Source organism: Mucilaginibacter lappiensis, assembly GCF_900155965.1.
Lineage (GTDB): Bacteria > Bacteroidota > Bacteroidia > Sphingobacteriales > Sphingobacteriaceae > Mucilaginibacter > Mucilaginibacter lappiensis.
On sequence record NZ_FTMG01000001.1, the window covers coordinates 917,667 to 940,506 of the forward strand.

Genomic DNA, 22,840 nt, shown 5'->3' on the forward strand with positions numbered 1-22,840 from the left:
AGAACAGGGGGGTGTCATGCTGAGCCCGTCGAAGCATGACACCCTTTTTTACTCTTCTTCACTCCTTCACCAGCATCTTTTTACATTCATCCAACCTGTCCTTTTCCTCTTTGGGAAGTACCGGATATTTTAGTTTCAGGTCTTTTAAGGTTTGCAGGATAACGTTGGAGATGGCTATACGGGTAAACCATTTTTTATCAGCCGGGATCACATACCAGGGGCAATCTTTAGTAGCGGTTTCCTGGATGGCCTTTTGGTAAGCAGTCATATAATCGTCCCAGCGCTTACGCTCTTCGATATCCGATGCAGAAAATTTCCAATTCTTTTTTGGGTCGTCTATCCGTTGTAAAAAACGTGCTTTTTGTTCGTCCTTTGATACATTCAGAAAAAACTTAATGATTACCGTTCCATTAATGGTAAGATGCTCTTCAAAAGCCCGAATACTTTGATAACGTTTGTTCCAAAATTTGGAATCGATATCTTTTACATTGTTGATGTCGGGCAATTTTTCTTTTAATATCAGCTCTGGGTGTACTTTGGTGATGAGCACATTTTCATAGTGCGACCGGTTATGGATACCGATACGTCCACGTTCGGGCAGGGTTTTATAATGGCGCCATAAAAAATCGTGCTGATAATCTTCGGTACTGGGTTGTTTAAAACTATATACCTGGCAACCCTGGGGGTTTAGTCCCGATAAGGTATGTGCTATGGCGCTATCCTTACCGGCTGCGTCCATTGCCTGAAAAATAATCAGCAGCGCATATTTATTGGCCGCGTAAAGCTCGGTTTGCAGGTCGGAGGTTTCTGCTATCAGCGCGGTGAGCACATCTTTGGCATCGTCTTTTTCAAAACCATCGGCATAGGCGGAATCATGATCTTTAAGCGAAAAGCCCTTACCGTTGTCGATCTTAAATTTGTTAATTATGTTACTCATATTAAAAAAATTGCTTTACAGTTTTGTCAACTTAAAATTTAGATGTTAAAATTGCGTTGTTAACGATACTGTTTATTTAAATTTATAAATATCCATACCCATAAAGGTCAATTTAAATTTGACCGAGCCTATATGAATACGGTTTTAAGGTACTGAAAATTTAATGCCTTATGCTTACAAACAGGTTGGTGATGGGTGTACTGTAACTTTTATGTAAACTGTATATATTAATATTTGTTTGATACTATGATTTAGTGTCATTATTTTACATCTTTACCCAATGTTCCGACGTATACGAAACCGATTTCTTAGATATTTCGCCATATTTATTTACTTCGTCATCATCTTTTTTTGTTGTATCGAACTCAATTTCCTCTGGCTTTCAGGCTACTCACCTGATATGCAGGATATTAAAAACCCTGTAATGTCTGTTGGCTCTGAAGTGTATACAGCTGATGGTAAGCTGATTGGCCAATACTATAAAGAGAACCGCTCACCTGTGGAGCTCAAAAACATCTCTCCCAACCTCATCAACGCCTTAATAGCTACTGAGGACGTACGCTTTTACAAGCATAACGGTGTCGATTTCTATTCGTTTTTTACCAGTATGCTATCTACCGCTAAAGGCGAACGCCGCGGCGGCAGTACCATTACACAGCAGCTGGCCAAAAACCTGTTCGAGACCCGGAAACGCAAATCGCAGGGATTTATTAAACACGTTCCTTTTATCCGTACCATTGTTTATAAGTGTAAGGAATGGCTCACCGCCTTTAAAATTGAGCATGTTTATAATAAGGAGCAAATACTTACGCTGTACTTAAATACGGTACCTTTTGGCAATAACTCTTTCGGCATTAAAACTGCTTCGTTAAAATATTTTAATAAAACACCGGATAAGGTTACGCCTGCAGAAGCCGCCCTGCTTATTGGGATGCTTAAAGCAACCTCGAGTTACAATCCTATTAAAAACCCTGACCGTGCCCTGGAGCGCCGTAATACGGTTTTAAGCCAAATGCAGAAATATGGCTATCTGACCAAAACTGGTTACGATACCAGTTTCAAAGCGCCTATAAAACTTGATTTGAGCTATGTGGAAGAAGATTCACATGGGGACTCCTACTTGCGCCGCGCGGTAGAAAAATGGCTGGATAAATGGTGTAAGGATAATGGCTATAACCTGTATGAGGATGGCTTAAAGATTTACACAACCATCGACTCGCGTTTGCAACGGTATGCGGAAGAAGCTGTTGCCGAAAAAATGAAGATGCTTCAAAAGCGCTTCAACAACCTGTGGGGTAATAAAAACCCATGGCGCGACTCTAAGGGCGTAGAGATCAAAGATTTTATCCTGAAAAACGAACAGCGCTTGCCTATATTCAGTTTACTGGAGAAGAAATACAAGGGCGACACTGTTCAAATTCAGCAGTATTTTAAACAGAAAAAACGGATGACCGTTTTTACCTGGAATGGCGAAAAGGATACTACCTTCTCAACCATCGACTCGATTAAATATTACGCGAAGATCCTCAATACCGGTATGATGACGCTGGAGCCATCAACAGGTAAAATAAAGGTATGGATAGGCGGTATCGATCATCGCTTTTTTAATTACGATCACGTAAACCAGGCACGCCGCCAGGCGGGTTCAACCTTTAAGCCTTTCGCTTATTTAACCGCGCTGGACAATGGCTTTACACCCTGCGATAAATTCACAGACAAACCCGTAACCATTAAATATAAAGACAATGGCAAGGACGAAGTTTGGCAGCCTAACAATGCCGACTTCAAGTTCTCGTACCGCGAAATGTCGTTACGCTGGGCCATGGGTAAATCGGTAAACTCCATCACTGCACAGCTGACAGAAAAAGTGGGCTGGGATAAAATTGTTGAATACGCTCATAAATGCGGTATCGAAAGTCCACTTAAGGCTGTACCATCGGTATCATTAGGTTCAAACGATGTTTCGGTTTTTGAAATGGTGAGGGCTTACAGCACCTTCCTGAACAAAGGCGAAAAACTGGACCCAATTCTGGTAACCCGAATTGAGGATCAGGACGGAAGCGTATTGAAAGAATTCACCTTAAAAACAGAACGTGTGATCAGCGAGGAAACGGCCTGGCTCATGTTATATATGTTCCGCGGTGGTATGGAAGAACCAGGAGGTACTTCACAAGCTTTGTGGGAATACCCTGGCTTGTGGAAAAAGGATAACCAAATAGGCGGTAAAACCGGTACATCATCTGACTATGTTGATGGCTGGTACATGGGCATCACCAAAGACCTGGTAACCGGTATATGGGTTGGCGCCGATGATCGCAGCGTGCACTTCACTACTTCCGAGACTGGTGAAGGATCACATACCGCGCTCCCTATATTTGGCCGTTTTATGGAAAAAGTTTATGCCGATCCAAAATCAGGCTACACCTATGGATCATTCCCGAAACCATGGGTAAAAATCACCAAGGAGTACAATTGTCCATCACCAAGAATAGTGGCCGATACGGCAGCGGTTGACAGTACAAGCAACCCTATTGATACAACGCACGTATTACCTGTACCGGCAACACCAACTACTACACCTGAAAATCCAGAAAATACGCCACCGGGTAATAAATAGGGAGTCAAGATATTAGAATCAAGAGTCAGGAATAAAAGGTTGGTGTTGCACTTAAACAAGTAATTTTGTAATGAACTGTTTTGCACTCATCTTGACTCTTTATTCTGATATCTTGAGTCTTGATGCTTTTCATTAAATTAGCCATGTCATCTATTAGTTAAGTTATGAATAAACACTACCCCTTATCAAATAAGGCCAAAAAGTTCACTTTTGTACTCCTTTGTATTATAGGTTCTTTATTGATAAGTACTGGTGCCCATGCCCAGTATTTTGGGCAAAATAAGGTGCGTTATAAAAACCTCAAGTTTAAAGTTTACAAAACCCCGCATTTTGAAATTTACTATTACTTAAAAAATGATAGTATGGTAAAACGCTTCGCACAGGAAAGCGAATTGTGGTATACTTTACATCAACAAGTTTTTAAAGACACATTTAAAACCGCGAACCCCATCATCCTATATGCCAATCATCCCGATTTTCAGCAAACTACAGCCATTGATGGCGAAATTGGTGTGGGTACCGGCGGTGTTACCGAAGGCCTGAAGAACCGGGTGGTGATGCCGGTGATGGAAACCAACCAAACCACCCGCCATGTTATCGGGCACGAATTGGTACACGCATTTCAGTACCGGGCGCTGCAGGCTGGTGAAGGCGATAGTTTTGAGGAGATCAACAACATCCCACTGTGGATGATTGAGGGTATGGCCGAATACTTGTCCTTAGGTAAAAAAGATACATACACAGCAATGTGGATGCGCGATGCCTATCTGAACCATGATATCCCCTCGGTACGTGATCTTACAGAAAGCAATAAGTATTTCCCTTACCGATATGGTGAGGCTTTCTGGTCGTTCCTGGGCTCCACCTATGGCGATACGGTAATTGTGCCCTTCTTCAAAAATACAGCGCGCTACGGTCTTAATTATGGCATCAGGCGTAGCTTTGGGTATGATGACAAGACCTTATCCCGTTTGTGGAAGACCTCCATCGAGAATACCTATAAACCTTTTTTAAAAGATACAGTTCAAAAACCAGTTGGTATGAAACTAATCGACAGCAAAACTGGGGGTGATCTGGTAGTGGCGCCAGCGGTAAGTCCCGATGGCAATTATGTGGCTTTTCTGTCTGCGAAAAGTTTATTCTCTATTGACCTTTATCTTGCCGATGCCCATACGGGGCGCATCTTACGAAAGCTTACGAGCAAGGTATCCAACACTCATATTGATGAGTTTAACTTTATAGAATCAGCGGGCGCGTGGTCGCCGGATGGTAAGCGCTTTGCCTTCAGCGTTTTCAGCAAGGGTCGAAACCGGATGATTGTGGTGGATGTAGCCAGCGGTAACACACTGAATGACGTTTCGATGGGGAAAGCCGAGCAGTTTAGTAACCTATCCTGGTCGCCCACCGGTAAGGATATTGTTTTCCAGGGCTTATCAGAAGGCCAGGGCGACTTGTATTCGTATAACTTCGATACCCAAAAAGTCACTCAGTTGACTAACGATAAATATTCTGATTACCAGCCAAGTTATTCCAGGGATGGTAAAAAGATCATCTTCTCGAGCGACAGAACCACTTATGATCAGTCGTTAGAACAGGATATTCCCTTTAACCTGGCCGAGCTTGATCTGGCCACGGGCAAAACAACCGACATCAAAATATTTAACGGTGCGAACAACCTCAACCCGCAATACTCTGCCGATGGTTCACAAATCTACTTTTTATCAAACCGCGATGGTTTCCGCAACATGTATCGCTACACTCCTGGCAGTGGCAAAATTGAGCAAATGACCGATCTGTTTACAGGTATATGTGGCATTACAGAATATTCACCGGCTTTGAGTATCTCTACTCATGATGATGTGATTTACTCCTACTATCGCGCCCAAAAGTATTCCATTTATAACGCAAAGGCATCAGATTTTAAACCGGTTACTTTGCAGGCTACCGATGTAAACTTTAGCGCAGGTATACTGCCACCGGCCCGTGCTGTTGGCGTAGATCTGATCAACTCCAATTTGAATAATTATCTGGCTTATAAAAAAATACCGGCAGATTCGGTTATCAACATTGGCTATAAACCTAAATTTAAGCTAGACTATCTGGCTGGTAGTGGTATCGGAATCGGCGTAAGTAGTTTTTATGGCACAAGTTTGTCAAGCGGTATACAAGGCGTGTTCAGTGATATACTGGGGCGCAACCAGATATTCGCGGCAGCCTCAGTTAACGGGCAAATATATGACTCCGGGGCGGCGATAACTTATGTAAACCAAACCGGCCGGTGGAACCTCGGCTTCGGTATATCGCATATCCCTTACCAGTTTGGTGTACAATCACAAACTTTCCCAACAAAAACTGTGAGTGGCAAAAATGAGACTGTTCTCTCAAATAATATCGATATCATACGCAATTTTGAAGATGCTGCCAGGGTATTTACCTCCTACCCTATTTCCAAAACTACGCGTTTTGAGGTTGGAGCCGGCGCCTCGTATAACTCCTACCGGGTTGATCGCTACGCCGATTACTATGCATTGGATACTACTGTAAATGCTGATAAAAGCAAAACCATCACCCAGAACTACTTAACATCTGACAAGAAAAAGATAGCTAACGATGATGAAAGCAAGCTCATTGGTACCAGCTTAAAATCATACTCGCTTTTCAACGTATCAACAGCTTTAGTTGGCGACAATTCGTTCTTTGGTGTTACCTCGCCACTCAATGGATTCAGGTACCGCCTGGAAGCCGAATACAATTTTGGCACCTACCATTTCTTTGCACCAACTATCGATCTTCGAAAATATGTACGGGTTGAACCTGTTACCTTTGCAGCCCGCTTTTACGGTTACGGACGTTTTGGTGGCGATGCCACCGGACTGTATCCTTTGTACGTGGGTTACCCGTTTTACATACGTGGTTACGAAGGACAAACTTTTTACAATAATGGCAAAGCGGGCACCAATGGCTTCAGTATTGATCAGTTATCGGGCAGCCGCATCGCAGTATTTAACTTCGAGGTACGTTTGCCTTTTACCGGTCCGGAGAAGTTGGCCCAGATCAAATCAAAGTTCCTGTTTACCGATCTTAACTTATTTTTCGATGCTGGTTTAGCATGGAACGCCGGCGATCATATTTATTTCCAGAAAAACCCACCTGTAATTGGTGAAAAACCTGTGCTTAATGACGATGGTACACCTTCCATAGTAAACGGACAACCGGTTACCCAGCCGGTATACGGCAGGGTTCCGGCACTAAGCGCAGGTATATCATTAAGGATCAACATATTTGGAGCCTTTGTATTGGAGCCTTACCTGGCCGTTCCGTTTAACCGTACCGATGTTAAAAAACCATTATTTGGTTTAGGATTTACGCCTGGCTGGTAAGATAATGATCATATAAAAGTAATAAAAGCAAAAGCGGCCCCAAAGCCGCTTTTTTTATTTAAAACCTAAACGGTTCAAAATAGTTATGAAATAATATCTGTTTATATTTGCAGCCTGAAATGAAAAAAATACTGTTGTTGAGTTTGGCTCTGATGATGTGTAGCTTCGCCGTACTTGCCCAGGCAGCTGATACCGACCCCGTTGGCAATGTGCCGGCACTAGGTTCGATGAAAAGTACTGCTGGCGACAGCATGCTACCAGCCAATGATATTATACAAAATATAGCCGCCGATAAGGATCTGTCCATATTTTATAAATTTGTTAATTCGGCTAATTTAGCCGAAACCTATGAAAGCAAAGGCCCCATTACCATATTTGTACCTGCTAACGAAGCATTTGAAAGTTTACCTCCCGGTAAGCTCGATACACTTTTTAAACCCGCACATGTTTGGGAATTAACCCATATATTGGCATATCACGCTATCGCAGGGAAATTTAGTACCAAAGAGTTACACAAGCGGATCAATAAACATAAAGGCTCAACCACTTTAACTACCATTAGCGGAGGTAAACTCATTGCTAAAACTGACGGTGATAACAATATTATATTGGAGGATGAAACAGGTGGCCAATGTATCATTAGCCGGTCTGATATTGCACAAAGCAACGGTGTAGTGCATATCATCAGCAAAGTATTGCTGCCCAAAGCAAAGGCTGTATAATAATACAAGTAGGTGACAATCTGTCTAAAACAACACTACGTATTTAAGATATAATAAATTGTAAGGTTTAGTTGCTATTGGCGACTAAGCATACAAAAGCACAGGTGGGCTTAATAACTCATCGTGTTATTTATATTGACTAAATACCTCAAAATGAAAAGATCGATTTTAGTAATAGCGATATTATTTGTTGTAACCGCATTCGGCTGCCAGAACAGCAGTGGGCAGGATGCCAAAAGAAAGCTGAGCAAACCGGCAGAAGAGTGGAAAAAAACATTAACGCCCAACCAATACCATATTATGGTTGAGAGTGGAACAGAACCGCCTTATAAAAACGACTACTGGAACAACCACCAAAAGGGTGTTTATGTAAGTGCCGCTACCGGCGAAGTATTATTTAGCTCCGACGATAAATTTGACAGCGGTACAGGCTGGCCAAGCTTTGTTAAACCCGTCGACTCCAAAAAAGTGACCATTGTGCATGATGACAGCTATGGCATGAGCCGCGATGAGGTCATTGAAAAAAGTACCGGTTTACACCTGGGTCATGTTTTTGATGATGGCCCCGCCAACCGCGGAGGCAAAAGATATTGTATGAACTCAGGCGCTTTAAAATTTATTAAAAAGTAACCGCCCGGCGATTAGCATTTACAGATGGGCGCAATTGCGGGCGTACCCGTAAACCACTTTCATATTTTAAACCAATGGTCAGATCTACCCAGTCAGGATTAACAGGTCTGATCATTTTTTCTTTTTGCGGGCGTGTGTAGGTGCTTACTACTTTAAAACGTTCCATAGCCTGCTCTTCGGTGTTAATCTCTTCAAAATAAACCAAACGGTTAAGCTGCTGCGCGCTGTCGAAAAACAAAGTGGGCATATCGCTATAAAATTGCAGTGTTTTTACAAGATCTGAGCATAAACCCACGTGAAGATTTTTCCTGTTTCTGTCGGTGATGATATATACAAAACGTTTCATTTTATGATAAAAATTTTGGTGAACCAATATTTATTACTAACTTTATGAGCATAAAATTACTAATAATTTTAGCAAATGCAAATTTTATGTCAATAATTTCACAAAATATTAAGTTTCTCCGCAAAAAGAAGGGTTTAACCCAGCAACAATTTGCCGACCAGTTAGGTATAAAACGTTCATTAGTAGGCGCATATGAAGAAGAAAGAGCCGAACCGAAATACGAACTACTAAAAACTTTAGCAATATTTTTTGACATTACTATTGATGATTTCATCAATGAGAGCATCGATGAAAAGTGGGCTCCCAAGCCCAAAGGCAATCCTGCCAACCTGCGCATACTAAGTATCTCTGTTGATAAAGAGGATAACGAAAATATTGAAATGGTACCGCTTAAAGCAAGCGCGGGCTATCTGAATGGCTATGCCGATCCGGAATATGTATCCCAGTTGCCTAAATTTTATCTACCCATGTTTAAGCAAGGCACCTATCGTGCTTTTGAAATAAAAGGCGACTCGATGCTGCCTATATTGTCGGGCGATATTATTATAGGCGAATACCTGGAAAACTGGGCTGATATTAAAAGCGGCGAAACTTATGTTGTGATATCCAAAAACGATGGCGTAGTATATAAACGCGTTGGCAATAAATTTAAAGAAAACAAAAAGCTCAAACTGATATCTGATAATCCCGTTTACGAGCCTTACGAAATAAATGGCGAGGATGTACTGGAAATATGGAAAGCAAAAGGCTATATCTCCACACAGCTGCCACAACCCACCCCCGAGCCTACCATGGAAAGCCTCACCAGTATGATGGCTCAAATGCAGCGCTCCATATCCAATTTACAACAAAGCAACAATTAAGTTACATCGGCTTATTTAAACCTTTACGATATATCTTTATCCTAAGATTATAAAACGTAATAAATTAAAAAGCTATGAAAAAATTGTTGTTAATGTGCTGTTTCCTGATCGGGATTTCAGCGGTAAGCCGTGCACAAGGTGGCGGTATGAGAAAAAGTCCGGAAGACAGGGCTAAAGATCTGCAAACACAGCTAAAGCTTTCTGACGATCAGACCACTAAAGTAACCGCCATATATAAAGAACAGGCTACCAAAATGGATAGCGTAAGAACAGCTGCTAATGGCGACAGAGATGCGATGAGAAGCGCTATGGCACCGATGATGAAAGCAACTAATGATAAGATCAAAGCAGTTTTAACTCCGGAACAAACCACTGCTTATGATGCCTGGATGAAAGAAAGAATGAGCAGAATGAGACAAGGTGGCGGCGGAGGAGGCTCACAGAACTAACAGTGCTCCGCTTATAAAAAGCAAAGGCTGTCTTTTTACAAGGTAGCCTTTGTTTTTTATGCGTAAACCATGCGGCTTATTTAGGCCAGTTGTTTTCATAGACGATGTTACCAATAGCTAACTTGCACTCAGATACCACAAAGTTCAAGGTTATTGGTTTGTTACCAATGATAGATATCCTCGTTATATTGTAACTTTTAACAATTAATAGTAAGCAAAAAATAATTTGTTTGGTATTTTTAGTTTTTGCCCGGCCAGTCATTGATGTGCTCGGCGTCGCCAACTTTAAGTGTCCTGGCCGAAATTACGAATCTCATACTCATCGGCACCTCTCCAACTATATTTATTCCTTCATCGTAGGCTATAATGTAGCTGTCTTCAAAAGTAAGTTCCTTCATTTTGGCATCTTCTTCTGATTTTTTGATCAGCAGGGTACCTTTAAAAGATTTAAACTGGCTGTTTACCATTGTTTCAATAATGGAGGTGTCTTCAGTTGATTCTATCTCAACTTCAATTTTTCCGCCGTAAACACCCGAGGAAGGGCGTCCTTTAGAATCAACATCGCGGTCAAGCGCGTAAGAACAGGTGAGTACATCATAATCCCTGCCCGAAAAATTTAATCTTGCTTTGAAAGCCATAAAGTTAAACTTAGGGGTTATTTTAAATAAAGTACCGGCTTTCGGCACTTAACTCCTAAACCACAAATAAAGGCAAATATTGTTTACGAAAGAATAAAAATATTTATTAAGTTATTTTTATTAACTATTGCTACAATTTAACTAACAATATATATTTTTGCCTACCATCTATTTAAAAACAACGGTGTTTACGCACTCAATATTAACCAAAATTTAAATCAAATGAAGCTTACCCCCAAAGAAGCTATTGATAAGCTGATAGCCAAAAGCGCTAATAAATTTGAACATGAAATTTACCTCATTAGAAGAGGCCGATTAGAATATGTACACCATAACAACAACAGCATTCAATTTAAAAGCAACGTACCACCTAAACAAACCACCGGGAAAGATGTCAACGAGGCAAAACAGTGGTATAGGTGCATGTCGCAAAGTGATTTTTTACACCTGAAAAGAAGAGATGTATTATTAGGCGGCGAAAGCTATGGAGGTATTGCCACTAACTTTGATTATGCCAGTAGTTATTTTAGCGATACCAACAGCCACATTGTAGAGTTTGAAACCATTGCCGATTCTCCATTACTGTATCACACTTTCCTGGGATTAAATACCGGCAAGGGCACCCCGGCGGGCCCTAAAGGCGAAGGAGATGGTGGCACCTTCGGTCTTGGTAAAACAGGCTACCTGGGCGGCAAAGCCGGAGATAAGTTTAACGAACTTCTGGAACGCACACAAATTACTTGGCGACTGGTAGCCTGCAAGCTCCCGCTTCCGGCTTAAACAAAATTATAAAAGCAAAAAAGGGAATGGGTGGTACCCGTTCCTTTTTTGTTATGGATAAAATACAGTTAATCAACTTAAAAAATAAATGATTTCACCCTGTGTGTAAACGGTAACTTTTTACCTTTGCACAAATCATTTCTATTTTGACATCTGCCGAAAAATATATCGAAAGCAAACTCGAAGAACGACGTTCATCCGGCATTTACCGGATGTTAAAACCAGAAAGTGATCTTATTGATTTTTGTTCGAATGATTACCTCGGCTTTGCGCGATCGATAGTCTTAAAACACCATGTTGATGAGGAAGTACAAAATCATCCGCATAGTTTAAATGGATCAACTGGGTCGCGGTTGTTATCTGGCAATTTACAATATGCCGAAGAACTGGAAAAAACCATTGCTGCTCATCACCAATACCCGGCTGGTCTTCTTTTCAATTCTGGGTATGATGCCAACCTGGGTTTGTTATCATCATTAGCACAACGGGGCGATACCATTATTTTAGATGAACTGATCCATGCCTCGGCCATTGATGGTGCCAGGTTAAGCTACGCTAATCGCTATAGCTTTAAACATAACAATACCGAAAGCCTGGAAGCAAAGCTAAAACTGGCTAAAGGAAATTGTTATGTGGTGATAGAAAGTGTTTACTCCATGGATGGAGATACTCCCCCATTATTGGATATATTAAACATCACCGAAAAATATGGCGCGCATTTAATTGTTGACGAGGCCCATGCTGTAGGTTTACATCCTATGGGCCTGGTAACTGAATTTAGTTTGCAAAACAGGGTATTCGCATCGTTAGTTACATTTGGTAAAGCGCTGGGTGGTCATGGAGCCATTGTATTGGGCAGCGATATATTAAGAGAATACCTGATCAATTTTGCCCGCCCATTTATTTATACTACCGCCGCTTCTTTTCATCAGCTGGCTTCCATAAAAATGGCTTACAGGCTATTAAATAGTGTAAAAGAGGAAATAATTGATCTTAGAAACAACATCAAACTGTTTAAAGAACAAATCAACCCGGAAAGCGCGTATCCACTATTAAATAGCAACAGTTCAATTCAATGCATCGTATTCAAGAGCAACGACAAAGCCCGTGAAATGGCAAACATTTTGCAAAATAAAGGGTTTGATGTTAGAGCTATACTTAGTCCAACTGTTGCAGCCGGAACTGAAAGAATACGAATATGCCTGCACTCGTTTAATACCGTCAGTGATATAAACAAACTTGCCACCATTATTAACCAATTTATAAATGCCTGATAAACAACCTATATTCATTACCGGCATAGGCACCGGAGTTGGTAAAACGATTATTTCGGCCATCGTAACAGAAAAACTGAAAGCCGACTATTGGAAACCCATACAATCCGGAGACCTGGATAACAGCGACACCTTAAAAGTACAGAGCCTCGTATCAAACAAAACTACCCGTTTCTACCCTGAGGCATATCGTTTAACACAGCCCTTTTCCCCCCACAAATCGGCTGCTATTGACAAAATAGTAATGGATATTCAAAGTATCATTCCCCCACAAACAGATAATCAATTGGTTATCGAAGGTGCGGGAGGACTAATGGTACCATTGAATGACAATGAATTGATCATTGACCTGATCAAACAATTAAATGCGCAAGTGATATTGGTATCACAAAATTATCTGGGTAGCATTAATCATACCCTGCTATCTCTTAGCATGCTTAAACAATATGATATACCAGTAATGGGTATTGTATTTAATGGGGATAAGGATATTTACTCGAAAACATTTATCCTTAATTACTCAGGAGCAACAGAGCTGGGACATGTACCCTCTTTTGATAACATCAACCCCAAAACAATAATTGAAGGAAGTGCCTACATTACTTTATAAAAAAAGGCCTCTTTTTCAAGAGGCCTTTTTTTATAAAGTGTATGTCACGAATATTAATAATTGGGGTTTTGAGTTATGCTCTTATTAACATCGGTTTCTGCTTGCGGAATAGGTAACAACCTCCTGAAATTATCTGTAGCAATGGTAGTAATTGAAGGAGCGCTATTAGCCTCAACAGGGCGATTAATAGTCACATTGGTACGCTTAAGATCAAAGAAACGTAAACCTTCAAAAGCAAGTTCCTTACGGCGCTCGGTTAAAATATCACTTATTAACTGATCACCGGTTGATGCGTAAACCAATGAAGGATCGCGTTGTGCAACTAATTGGTTCAGATATTTTAAGGCATTCACCATATCTCCTAAACGGGCGTAAGATTCGGCCAGAGTAAGCAATACCTCAGAATAGCGAAGTATTTTCAGATCGTCCCGGTCGTTAGGATTGGATACATTGCTGTATTTATTAACTATGTAAGCCTGCGCTCCACTTCGCTTGCCATTAATGATCAGACTTTTTCTAACATCAGTAGCTGAGTAAAGATTATATAACGGATCTGTTGACAATATATCGCCATAGCCAGCCGGATTATATATATAATCTAATCCAGCGGTACCATTGTTAGTTATATTGGTAAGTGCCAATTCAAAAATAGTTTCCTGTTTATTGGTTACAGGTCCGGGATTCGTCCAGTAAGCAGCAAAACCGGCAGCAGTTAACAGGGTGTATCCACCTTTATTTACAACCTCCAACGCTGCATCCCGTGCGTTAGCATAATCACCCTTATATAAGTAAGCGCGGGCTTGAAGTGCTTTAGCCGCATATTTATTCATATATTCTGAGCTGGTAGCCGTAGGAGGCATAATTGCATAGGCACTATCCAAATCACTGATGATTTTGGCATATACATCCGCTAATTTGCTCCTGGAAGGCTTTGTATAAGCACCTTGGTAACCAGTAACAAGAGGCACACCATCAGCACCAGGGTTAACTGTATAAGGTGTGGAATAAAAATTAGCCAATTGTAAGTACACTAATGCCCTTGTAGTATAAGCTTCGCCTTTATACAAACCAACAGCTGTACTGGTAGGTAATGCGGTGTTGATTATTCTGTTGGCTTGCAAAATAGTATAATAGCCCTGCGACCATATATTATTTGCCTCCGCATTCGTAACTATATAAGTATAGTTATTCTCTTGCAGATACCTACCGGAATTTGAACTACTGATATAGGCATTATCAGCTAATACATCGCCCAGCACAGGAATATCCCTGCCAAACAATGAAGATGAGCGCGAGGCATTGAACATACCATTTACGGCATCGCTCATATCACTTTCTGTTTTAATTGCATCGCCTATGTTTACTGCTGCAGGCGGCTTTTGATCAAGGAATGATTTTTTGCAGGATGTTGAAACAACAGCACCGGCAATTAATACATATATAAATTTATTGATTTTCATTTCGGGTAATTTTATAATCCAACATTAAGGCCAATAGTATACGTTTTAACCTGTGGAACTTCCAGGTTACTTACACCATATAAAATCTGGTTAGTAGTAGCGTTGTTTACTAATGCACCAACCTCTGGGTCAAACGGTAAACGTTTATCATATGTTTTAGTCCATAAGTTTGTTCCACGACCATATAGATACAGCTTACTGATACCTAACTTCTTCAAAAAGGCAAGGTCTTTAAAGTCATAACCGATGGTTAGGTTTCTAAGCCGTATATAATCACCTTTATACAAGAAACGGCTTGAAAATGATGAAGACTGACCATTATTAACCCCACCTACAACATATTTCGGCACATCAGTAATTTGCCCAGGCGTAGTCCATCTGTTCATGTTAGAAGCATATTTATTGAAGGTATATTGTGTACCATCATTTAAATACTGAGCCCATGCATCTTGGATATAGTTACCATAATTATAGTAAATATCTGCAGATAAGGTTATTCCTTTATAAGAGAATGTATTATTAAAACCACCAAAAGCTTTGGGATCGGCTTGTTTACCGGCTACACGTTGAGCTTTGGTATAATCATTGGTTGTAGCTGTTTTGGTACCATCTGTATACCACAAAGCATCACCGTTGGCCGGATCAACACCAGCGTACTGACGAGCGTACCAGGTATAAAACGGCTTGCCTTCCTGCACCTGGAAGTTACCATTAAGGAATGGCGCATGGTTAACCAGTTGCGTAACCTTGTTTTTATTTAACGATAAGTTAAAACTGGTTGTCCATGTAAAATCTTTTGTTTTTACAGGAATTCCTTTTACAGCAAATTCAAACCCCTTATTGGTCATTGCACCAATGTTTTGATTTATATTTGAAAATCCAGTGGTTAACGAAACGGGATTTAATAAGATCAACTTGTCAATATTCTTGTTATAATAATCTACAACAAATGTTAAACGATCATTAAAAAATCCAAAATCAACACCAATGTCCAATTGCTTAGCTGTTTCCCATCCAAGATTAACATTACCAATATTATTAAAATTTTGCCCAGGAGAACCAGCATAATTTACACCGTAACCCGCTGTTGGACGCCATCCATAATTGCTTAACCCTGCTGAGTTACCCGTTAAACCATATGACGCCCGGAGTTTTGCGGATGACAAAATCTTTTGAACAGCAAAAAAACTTTCCTGGTCAACATTCCAGGCTACCCCTACAGAAGGGAAATTTCCAAAAGCCTGGCTGCTACCAAATCTTGATGAGCCATCTCTTCTGAATGAACCACTCAGCACATACTTATTTTTGTAATTAGCGCTCACTATAGCAAAAACTGCATCATAAGTATAATCAGAGGTATTGGCATTCCCGGCTATTGGTGTTGACGCATTAATGGAGTTTGTTAAAAGTGGTTGAGTAGCCGGATACAAATTGCTATTGGAAGTAATAAAATATGCACGTGATTTTTGAGCTTCATAACCAACGTTAGCATCAACATAAAAATCAGAAATATTAGGGACGTTCCAACGGTATGATAGTTGGTTCCTGGTTAACCAATTAAAAGCACGGGTATAATAATCATAACCACGACCACCCGAGGTACGACCATCGCCCATAATAGCATTATTAAATTGCCGCTCCTCCAAAACATTGTAATCAATACTTACATAGCTGGTATATTTTAACTCATCCCATATATTCCATTTCAAAGTAGCATTTCCTAAAACACGTGTTTGGGAATCGGTTTTTTTATCGTTTTGTGCTATATATAATGGGTTATAAACACTTGGAAAATTGGTATTTCCGGTACGAGTAGAGTTTAAAGATCCATCATCATTATAAGCCAATTGAAACGGCCGAAGGAAATAGGCTGATAAAATTGGATTGGCAAAACCACCACCATTTGAAGGTGTATTTTGATTTACATTCGAAAAGTTTAAACCAATACCCAAGCTAAATCTTTTACTAATAGTATGATCAATATTTAATAAACCGGTTATCCTTTTTAAATTAGAACCGACAGTGGTGGCCTCCTGTTTAAAATAACCGGTTGAGGCAAATATCCTGGTCATTTCATTACCACCATTCAAAGAAACATTATACTGCTGTTGCTTACCGTTTTTGGTAACCAGGTCATACCAGTTATTGCTTTTTCCGTTTAATCCATAGCTGGTTGTGGTTTGCGGGACATCAAACTGACTTTTGGCATTGGCTGGAATTTGATTATAATTATTTAGCCCCTCTAAAAACAATGTACGATACTGATCGGCTGTTGCAGGTTTGCCTGCATCGGGTAATGAAAGGTTTGAAGTAGAACCCATCTCAGCATCAAAACGAACTTGGGTTTTACCCGATTTACCTTTTTTAGTGGTAATAACAATTACACCGTTTGAACCTCTGGAACCATAAATAGCCGTTGCAGAAGCATCTTTTAAAACGGTAACGCTTTCAATATCATTTTGATTAATACCTGCTAAAACATTGGTAGTTGTGCTTAACCGGGAAAGATCACCTGAGTTGATGATCATTCCATCCACAACATACAAAGGATTCGAATCTGCACCTATTGAACCAATACCGCGGATACGAACTTGCATATTGGCACCTGGCTGACCTGAATTTTGGCTAATATTTAAACCGGCAACTTCTCCCTGCAAAGCTTGCAATGGGGTTGAAAATGGTTTATTTTCATTTTCACGTCCATTAACCGTTGCAGCAGCACCCGTATAAGCTTTCTTTGCCCTGGTTACATAACCATCAGAAACAACCACTTCAGTTAATAAACGAGTGTCGCTTTTTAATTTAACCGAATAATTAGCATTACCTTCAATAGTTAATACCTGCGCAGTATAACCAATAAAGGTAAATACCAATTTTTCACCAGCAACACCTGCAATTGAAAACTTGCCGTCTGCATCAGTCTGCGTTCCGCGGTCTGATCCTTGAATTTTAATAGAAACTCCTGGTAAGGGCTGTCCGTCATCGGCCCCCGTTACTCTTCCTGTAATTTTCCTGCTTTGAGCAAAAATACTATTCAATGAAATAATACTTAAGACAAAAAATAAAAGTAATTTTTTCTTCATGCTTTTTGTTTTAGTTTTTACAAAATAATTGTGATGAAATTATGAATTTTATATCAATCACTATGCAATTGTTACATTAAATTACATATTTGACAATTTAATGACCATGTATTTGAAAATATTTTCTTTTAAAAAGGATTCTTTTTCTATTATAACGTGATATAAATGAAGCTTATAACTCATTCCATCAAGATCTATCTCTCTTTAATATAATGGAGATCAGACGTTGACGAATAGCAAAGCCCAGATTTAGTTGCATCCCAATTTTGCCAAATAAATAATTTACTCCACTTTAGCTCATTGTTTTACAGCAATACATAACCACTTAACATCAGCATGAAAAATATTACCGTAATAGGTTCAGGAACAATGGGCAACGGCATTGCTCATACTTTTGCTCAGCATAACTTTGAAGTGTCATTAGTTGATATTAACCCCGGTGCTTTAAATAAAGCTGTACAAACCATCACCAGTAATCTCGATCGCCAGTTAAAAAAAGGGGCAATAGATGAGCAGTTAAAAAACGATACGCTTAGTCGTATTAAAATATATACTAATCTGCAACAGGGGGTTGCAAATGCTGACCTGGTAATAGAAGCCGCTACTGAGAACCGGGAAATTAAATTGAAGTTATTCAAGCAGCTTAGTGATATTTGTGATGATAAAGTGATCTTGGCTTCCAATACATCTTCCATATCCATCACACAAATTGCCGCAGTTACTAAAAACCCGGGAAATGTGATAGGAATGCACTTCATGAACCCCGTTCCGGTAATGAAGCTGATAGAAGTGATCAGGGGTTATGCTACTACTGATCATGTTACCCAAACCGTAATGCAATTATCCAAAACATTGGGTAAAGATCCGGTTGAAGTGAATGACTACCCTGGTTTTGTTGCCAACCGGATCCTGATGCCGATGATCAATGAAGCTGTTTATACGCTTTATGAAGGAGTTGCCGGTGTTGAAGAGATTGATACTGTGATGAAATTAGGCATGGCCCACCCTATGGGGCCATTACAACTGGCTGATTTTATTGGACTTGATGTTTGCCTGGCTATTTTAAAGGTATTGTACGATGGTTTTGGCAATCAAAAATATGCGCCTTGTCCGTTATTGGTGAATATGGTAACAGCCGGCCATTTGGGTGCAAAATCAGGAAATGGCTTTTATAAATATACCCAAGGCAGTAAAGAATTGATAGTGGCCGACAAATTCACCAAAAATTCATTAAACTTATAGCTATATAGAGCGTCTATAAATTTGTAAGCATTTTTAATTAAAACACTTTACAGATGAAAAAGATAGCGAAAATAGGATTATTACTAGCCTTAACCGGCACCTTGTTCAGCTCATGCGCTGCTGATTATTACGTGGCTGAACGCCCTGCTGAACCCGTATATGTACGTCCTGTTGCTCCATATCAAGGTGCCTATTGGGTTCCAGGTGAGTGGGCTTGGCGTGGCGGAAGATACGCTTATATAAATGGCTACTATGCTCATCCTCGCCCTGGCCGGGTATATGTACAGGGTTACTGGCACCCAGCTCACCGCGGCTATGCGTGGCACAGGGGATATTGGAGGTAGGCTGCTGATGGGTAGATGTGCGTATATGCAGATGTGAGGATGAATAAACGATTAATTATAAATTGTAAATAAAAAAGGCCTTGCTGAATTCAGTAAGGTTTTTTTTATTTATTTTATCATTTGCACATCTGCATATACGCACATCTGCACATCAAACTACATCCGCTCAGGCACATTTATACCCAGCAGATTCATGGATTTGCTGATCACTTTGGCCGATGATGCTGACAATTGCAATCGGAATTGTTTCGATATCTCGTCCTCGGCCTGGAGGATTGATTTCTCGTGATAGAATTTATTGTAAACTTTGGCTAATTCGTATACATAGTTGGCTATAACTGCCGGACTATAATCGTTAGCTGCCGTATTGATCACATCAGGAAACTGGGTTAACAATACAATCAGGTCACGTTCAACATCCGCAAGCTCAGTAGTTTCAATTGCGCTATTGACTTGGTAATTTGCCTTACTAAGCACCGATTTAATACGGGCATGTGTGTATTGAATAAACGGCCCGGTGTGCCCTTGGAAATCAACTGACTCATTAGGATCAAACAACAACCGTTTTTTAGGATCAACCTTTAAAAGGAAATATTTAAGTGCGCCCATCCCTATAGTATGGTATAATTGCAACTTGTCTTCTTCACTAAAACCATCAACCTTACCCATAGCTTCGGTTTGTTCTTTAGCAGTAGCTTCCATTTCGGCCATCAGATCGTCGGCGTCAACCACTGTACCCTCACGTGATTTCATTTTGCCCGATGGAAGATCGACCATTCCATATGACAAATGAAATAATCCATCTGCCCCGGCTTTGCCTAGTTTACGCAATATCAGGAACAGCACCTTAAAGTGATAATCCTGCTCGTTACCAACCACATAGATAGATTTATCCATATGAAAGTTGTTATATTTTAACTGGGCGGTACCCAAATCCTGGGTAATATAAACCGAGGTGCCATCTGAACGTAATACCAGTTTCTCGTCCAGTCCATCATGTGTAAGATCTATCCAGACAGATCCGTCAGGTTTTCTGAAGAAAACGCCTTTTTCAAGTCCTTCCTCAATAATATCCTTACCTAAAAGGTAAGTATTTGATTCGTAGTAATATTTATCGAAATCAACACCCAGTTGCTTGTATGTTTCGGCAAAACCAGCATATACCCAACCGTTCATGGTTTTCCACAGGTCGATCACTTCAGCATCGCCAGCCTCCCACTTTTGTAGCATTTGCTGGGCTTCTTTAATAACAGGAGCATTCTTTTTAGCCTCATCCTCACTTTGCCCTTCGGCTTTTAGCTCTTCAATCTGAGTTTTATAAGCCTTATCAAACAGCACATAATATTTACCAACCAAATGATCGCCTTTTAAGCCTGATGATTCCGGCGTTTCACCATTGCCAAACATTTGCCAGGCCAGCATAGATTTGCAAATGTGTATACCACGGTCGTTCACCAGGTTTGCTTTTACCACTTCGTAACCAGCTGCGCCTAATATTTGCGCTATCGAATAACCTAACAGATTGTTGCGGATATGCCCCAGGTGTAGCGGCTTGTTGGTATTAGGTGACGAATATTCCACCATTACTTTTTGACCATTGGGTTTGGCAACGGCAAAATCATCAGGTAAAATTTGGTTGTATAACTGACCTATCCAATATCCATCACTTATAGAAATATTCAAAAAGCCTTTGATCACATTGAACGCAGCGATTTCTTTCACCTCGTTTTTCAGATATTCCCCTATTTCGGCACCAGTTTGCTCAGGGCCTTTGCGCGAAAATTTGGTAAAAGGGAATGTTACTATGGTTATTTGCCCTTCAAATTCTTTGCGGGTTTCCTGTAAACTTATAGCAGCCGGGGCTACATCTGTTTGATATAGTTGTTTTATTGCTTTAACAGCCGCCTCAATAATAAAATCCATTCGGCAAAATTAATTAAATTGCCAATATCCTTGTTATAATAAAATGTTGATTATTCTGAATAGATTTGTTCTTCTTATATCCATTTATGACACTTAAAAACAACGATTTTAGAATAGATGTAACCTCCGAAATTGGAACACTCCGCACCTTACTCATCCACAGCCCAGATAGCGGCCTGGGTAAAGTAGTACCATCAAAAGCCCAGGATTGGCTATTTGAAGACATTGTGCACCTGGATACCATGCGTAAAAATGAATATGATTATTACGTAAAACTGTTGCTTTATTTTTTGGATCAGGATAAGATCAAAGGCAAACTGCAGGAGGTTGATAATGACACTGAACGCACATTTTTTAAGCCTGACAACCCGGGTTTCCATGCGTCAGGCAAAGTAATTGAGATACAAACCCTACTGGCCGATATTTTAAAACAAGCCGATATCCGCGAAAAACTGGTAGCATCAGTTTGCGCTATTGAAAGCTGCAACTATCGCCTGCAACAACAACTGATAGATACCGATCCTGTTGAGCTATCCAAAATATTTATATCGGGCTCATTAAGTACGGAAGAAATGATCTTCGCGCCAATTCCTAACCTCATTTTTTCGAGAGATATTGGTATTGCCATCAACAATCACATGCTGTTGAATAAGCCTGCAAAAAAGGCCCGTTTCCGTGAAACACTACTGGCACGGTATATATTTTTTAATCACCCATTGTTTGCTGAATACCGCAACAACATTTTGGAGATACCAGAAACTGCCCAGCACTTTTTACGCCCAGGCGAAGACAATCTCGAAAAAACAACCCTGGAGGGTGGCGATGTGATGATGGTAAGTCCGCAGCACCTCGTTATTGGTTGCAGTGAACGCACCTCCATCAGCGGTGCCAATGAGGCTATTAAACTTTTGTTTGACAACGATGTGGTAAAGAAAGTAACCATTGTAAAAATCCCCCATAAGCGCGACTACATGCACATTGATACGGTTTTTACACAGGTTAGACGAGATACATGGGTACTGTTACGCTCCCTGGCCGTTGCTGAAGCCCCGCTTGAAGAACAGGAGCCTATATCCTGGTTTGCCGATAAAAAACAAAAGGAAAGACCAGAAATTGTACAGTTTGAAAAAGGCGAAAAGCCAAGATTATTTGGCTGTATTGAAGATCTGTTAGCAGATATCAGTGAAAATGACTTGCAAAGTGGTAACAAAACAAAGTTCATTTACTCGGGTAATAACACCTTCCCGTTTGACGCCCGTGAACAATGGACAGATTCTTGCAACCTGCTGGCCATCAAAGAAGGCGTGGTTTTAGGATACGACCGTAATGATAAAACCGTGGAAGCATTTAAACAAAACGGCTTTAGTGTGATCCGCGTGAATGACCTGCTGCAGAAATTTGAATCGGGCGAACTTGATCCACAAGAACTGACCAATACTTTAATTTTAATGCCATCGGCAGAACTTTCCAGGGCCCGTGGTGGTTTTCACTGCATGAGCATGCCGCTTTTAAGAGATAAAATTGTCTGAATCAGAATTCACT

At 40.4% G+C, this 22,840-nt stretch carries 18 protein-coding genes; 12 read left to right on the forward strand and 6 right to left on the reverse strand.

From position 1 onward, the window contains the following. Positions 1-58: 58 nt before the first annotated feature. Positions 59-937, reverse strand: a complete 879-nt coding sequence (locus BW976_RS03690; protein WP_076370457.1) for a polyphosphate kinase 2 family protein — start codon at positions 935-937, stop codon at positions 59-61. Between the two features lie 280 nt (positions 938-1,217). Here BW976_RS03690 and BW976_RS03695 point away from each other — a divergent pair, with 280 nt between their 5' ends. The 4 genes from BW976_RS03695 to msrB all read left to right on the forward strand — a co-directional run bounded on the left by BW976_RS03695 (position 1,218) and on the right by msrB (position 8,286). Then, the gene (locus BW976_RS03695) at positions 1,218-3,554 is read left to right on the forward strand and encodes a penicillin-binding protein 1A (protein WP_076370459.1); all 2,337 of its coding nucleotides are present in this window, start codon (positions 1,218-1,220) and stop codon (positions 3,552-3,554) included. A 164-nt stretch (positions 3,555-3,718) separates the two neighbouring features. Next, entirely contained in the window at positions 3,719-6,934 is a 3,216-nt protein-coding gene (locus tag BW976_RS03700; RefSeq protein ID WP_084192049.1) for a DPP IV N-terminal domain-containing protein, read from the forward strand. A 119-nt stretch (positions 6,935-7,053) separates the two neighbouring features. Beyond that, on the forward strand, positions 7,054-7,656 hold the full coding sequence (locus BW976_RS03705; protein WP_076370461.1) for a fasciclin domain-containing protein: 603 nt from the start codon (positions 7,054-7,056) through the stop codon (positions 7,654-7,656). Positions 7,657-7,809: 153 nt separating this feature from the next. Further along, complete coding sequence (gene msrB / locus BW976_RS03710) at positions 7,810-8,286, forward strand: peptide-methionine (R)-S-oxide reductase MsrB (RefSeq protein WP_084192050.1); 477 nt, start codon at positions 7,810-7,812, stop codon at positions 8,284-8,286. Here msrB and BW976_RS03715 read toward each other — a convergent pair. Beyond that, positions 8,276-8,632 (reverse strand): GIY-YIG nuclease family protein, encoded by a 357-nt coding sequence (locus BW976_RS03715; protein WP_076370463.1) that lies wholly within the window; start codon positions 8,630-8,632, stop codon positions 8,276-8,278. The two genes, msrB and BW976_RS03715, sit on opposite strands and share 11 nt — an antisense overlap. An 86-nt stretch (positions 8,633-8,718) precedes the next feature. On the opposite strand from BW976_RS03715, the gene BW976_RS03720 reads away from it, so the two are divergent. Together BW976_RS03720 and BW976_RS03725 are read left to right on the forward strand one after the other, a co-directional pair. After that, complete coding sequence (locus BW976_RS03720; protein ID WP_076370680.1) at positions 8,719-9,495, forward strand: XRE family transcriptional regulator; 777 nt, start codon at positions 8,719-8,721, stop codon at positions 9,493-9,495. A gap of 74 nt (positions 9,496-9,569) precedes the next feature. Continuing rightward, the gene (locus BW976_RS03725; protein WP_076370465.1) at positions 9,570-9,944 is read left to right on the forward strand and encodes a hypothetical protein; all 375 of its coding nucleotides are present in this window, start codon (positions 9,570-9,572) and stop codon (positions 9,942-9,944) included. 239 nt (positions 9,945-10,183) lie between these two features. Here the strand turns inward: BW976_RS03725 and tssD are convergent, their stop codons facing one another. Then, positions 10,184-10,582 (reverse strand): type VI secretion system tube protein TssD, encoded by a 399-nt coding sequence (tssD, locus tag BW976_RS03730; RefSeq protein WP_076370682.1) that lies wholly within the window; start codon positions 10,580-10,582, stop codon positions 10,184-10,186. Positions 10,583-10,804: 222 nt separating this feature from the next. Here tssD and BW976_RS03735 point away from each other — a divergent pair, with 222 nt between their 5' ends. From BW976_RS03735 to bioD, 3 genes are all read left to right on the forward strand, one after another. After that, complete coding sequence (locus tag BW976_RS03735; protein ID WP_076370467.1) at positions 10,805-11,362, forward strand: hypothetical protein; 558 nt, start codon at positions 10,805-10,807, stop codon at positions 11,360-11,362. A 146-nt stretch (positions 11,363-11,508) separates the two neighbouring features. Continuing rightward, a complete protein-coding gene (locus tag BW976_RS03740; RefSeq protein ID WP_076370469.1) occupies positions 11,509-12,636 on the forward strand; it encodes an aminotransferase class I/II-fold pyridoxal phosphate-dependent enzyme in 1,128 nt (375 codons plus the stop codon). Further along, positions 12,629-13,246, forward strand: a complete 618-nt coding sequence (bioD, locus tag BW976_RS03745; RefSeq protein WP_076370471.1) for a dethiobiotin synthase — start codon at positions 12,629-12,631, stop codon at positions 13,244-13,246. Before BW976_RS03740 ends, bioD begins: the two co-directional genes overlap by 8 nt. A gap of 53 nt (positions 13,247-13,299) precedes the next feature. Here bioD and BW976_RS03750 read toward each other — a convergent pair whose 3' ends face one another. Both BW976_RS03750 and BW976_RS03755 read right to left on the reverse strand, forming a co-directional pair. Next, positions 13,300-14,706, reverse strand: coding sequence for a RagB/SusD family nutrient uptake outer membrane protein (locus BW976_RS03750; protein ID WP_076370473.1), 1,407 nt, complete (start codon positions 14,704-14,706; stop codon positions 13,300-13,302). An 11-nt stretch (positions 14,707-14,717) separates the two neighbouring features. Continuing rightward, the gene (locus BW976_RS03755; protein ID WP_076370475.1) at positions 14,718-17,789 is read right to left on the reverse strand and encodes a SusC/RagA family TonB-linked outer membrane protein; all 3,072 of its coding nucleotides are present in this window, start codon (positions 17,787-17,789) and stop codon (positions 14,718-14,720) included. A 336-nt stretch (positions 17,790-18,125) separates the two neighbouring features. On the opposite strand from BW976_RS03755, the gene BW976_RS03760 reads away from it, so the two are divergent. Together BW976_RS03760 and BW976_RS03765 are read left to right on the forward strand one after the other, a co-directional pair. After that, positions 18,126-19,031 (forward strand): 3-hydroxyacyl-CoA dehydrogenase family protein, encoded by a 906-nt coding sequence (locus tag BW976_RS03760; RefSeq protein WP_076370477.1) that lies wholly within the window; start codon positions 18,126-18,128, stop codon positions 19,029-19,031. Positions 19,032-19,084: 53 nt separating this feature from the next. Beyond that, positions 19,085-19,375 carry a YXWGXW repeat-containing protein gene (locus tag BW976_RS03765; protein WP_076370479.1) on the forward strand — a complete coding sequence of 97 codons (291 nt, stop codon included), beginning with the start codon at positions 19,085-19,087 and terminating at the stop codon, positions 19,373-19,375. A 156-nt stretch (positions 19,376-19,531) separates the two neighbouring features. On the opposite strand, the gene argS is transcribed toward BW976_RS03765, so the two are convergent. Next, positions 19,532-21,298 carry an arginine--tRNA ligase gene (gene argS / locus BW976_RS03770; RefSeq protein ID WP_076370481.1) on the reverse strand — a complete coding sequence of 589 codons (1,767 nt, stop codon included), beginning with the start codon at positions 21,296-21,298 and terminating at the stop codon, positions 19,532-19,534. Between the two features lie 86 nt (positions 21,299-21,384). Between argS and BW976_RS03775 the strand changes: the two genes are divergently transcribed. Then, a complete protein-coding gene (locus BW976_RS03775; protein WP_076370483.1) occupies positions 21,385-22,827 on the forward strand; it encodes an arginine deiminase family protein in 1,443 nt (480 codons plus the stop codon). Positions 22,828-22,840 lie beyond the last annotated feature (13 nt).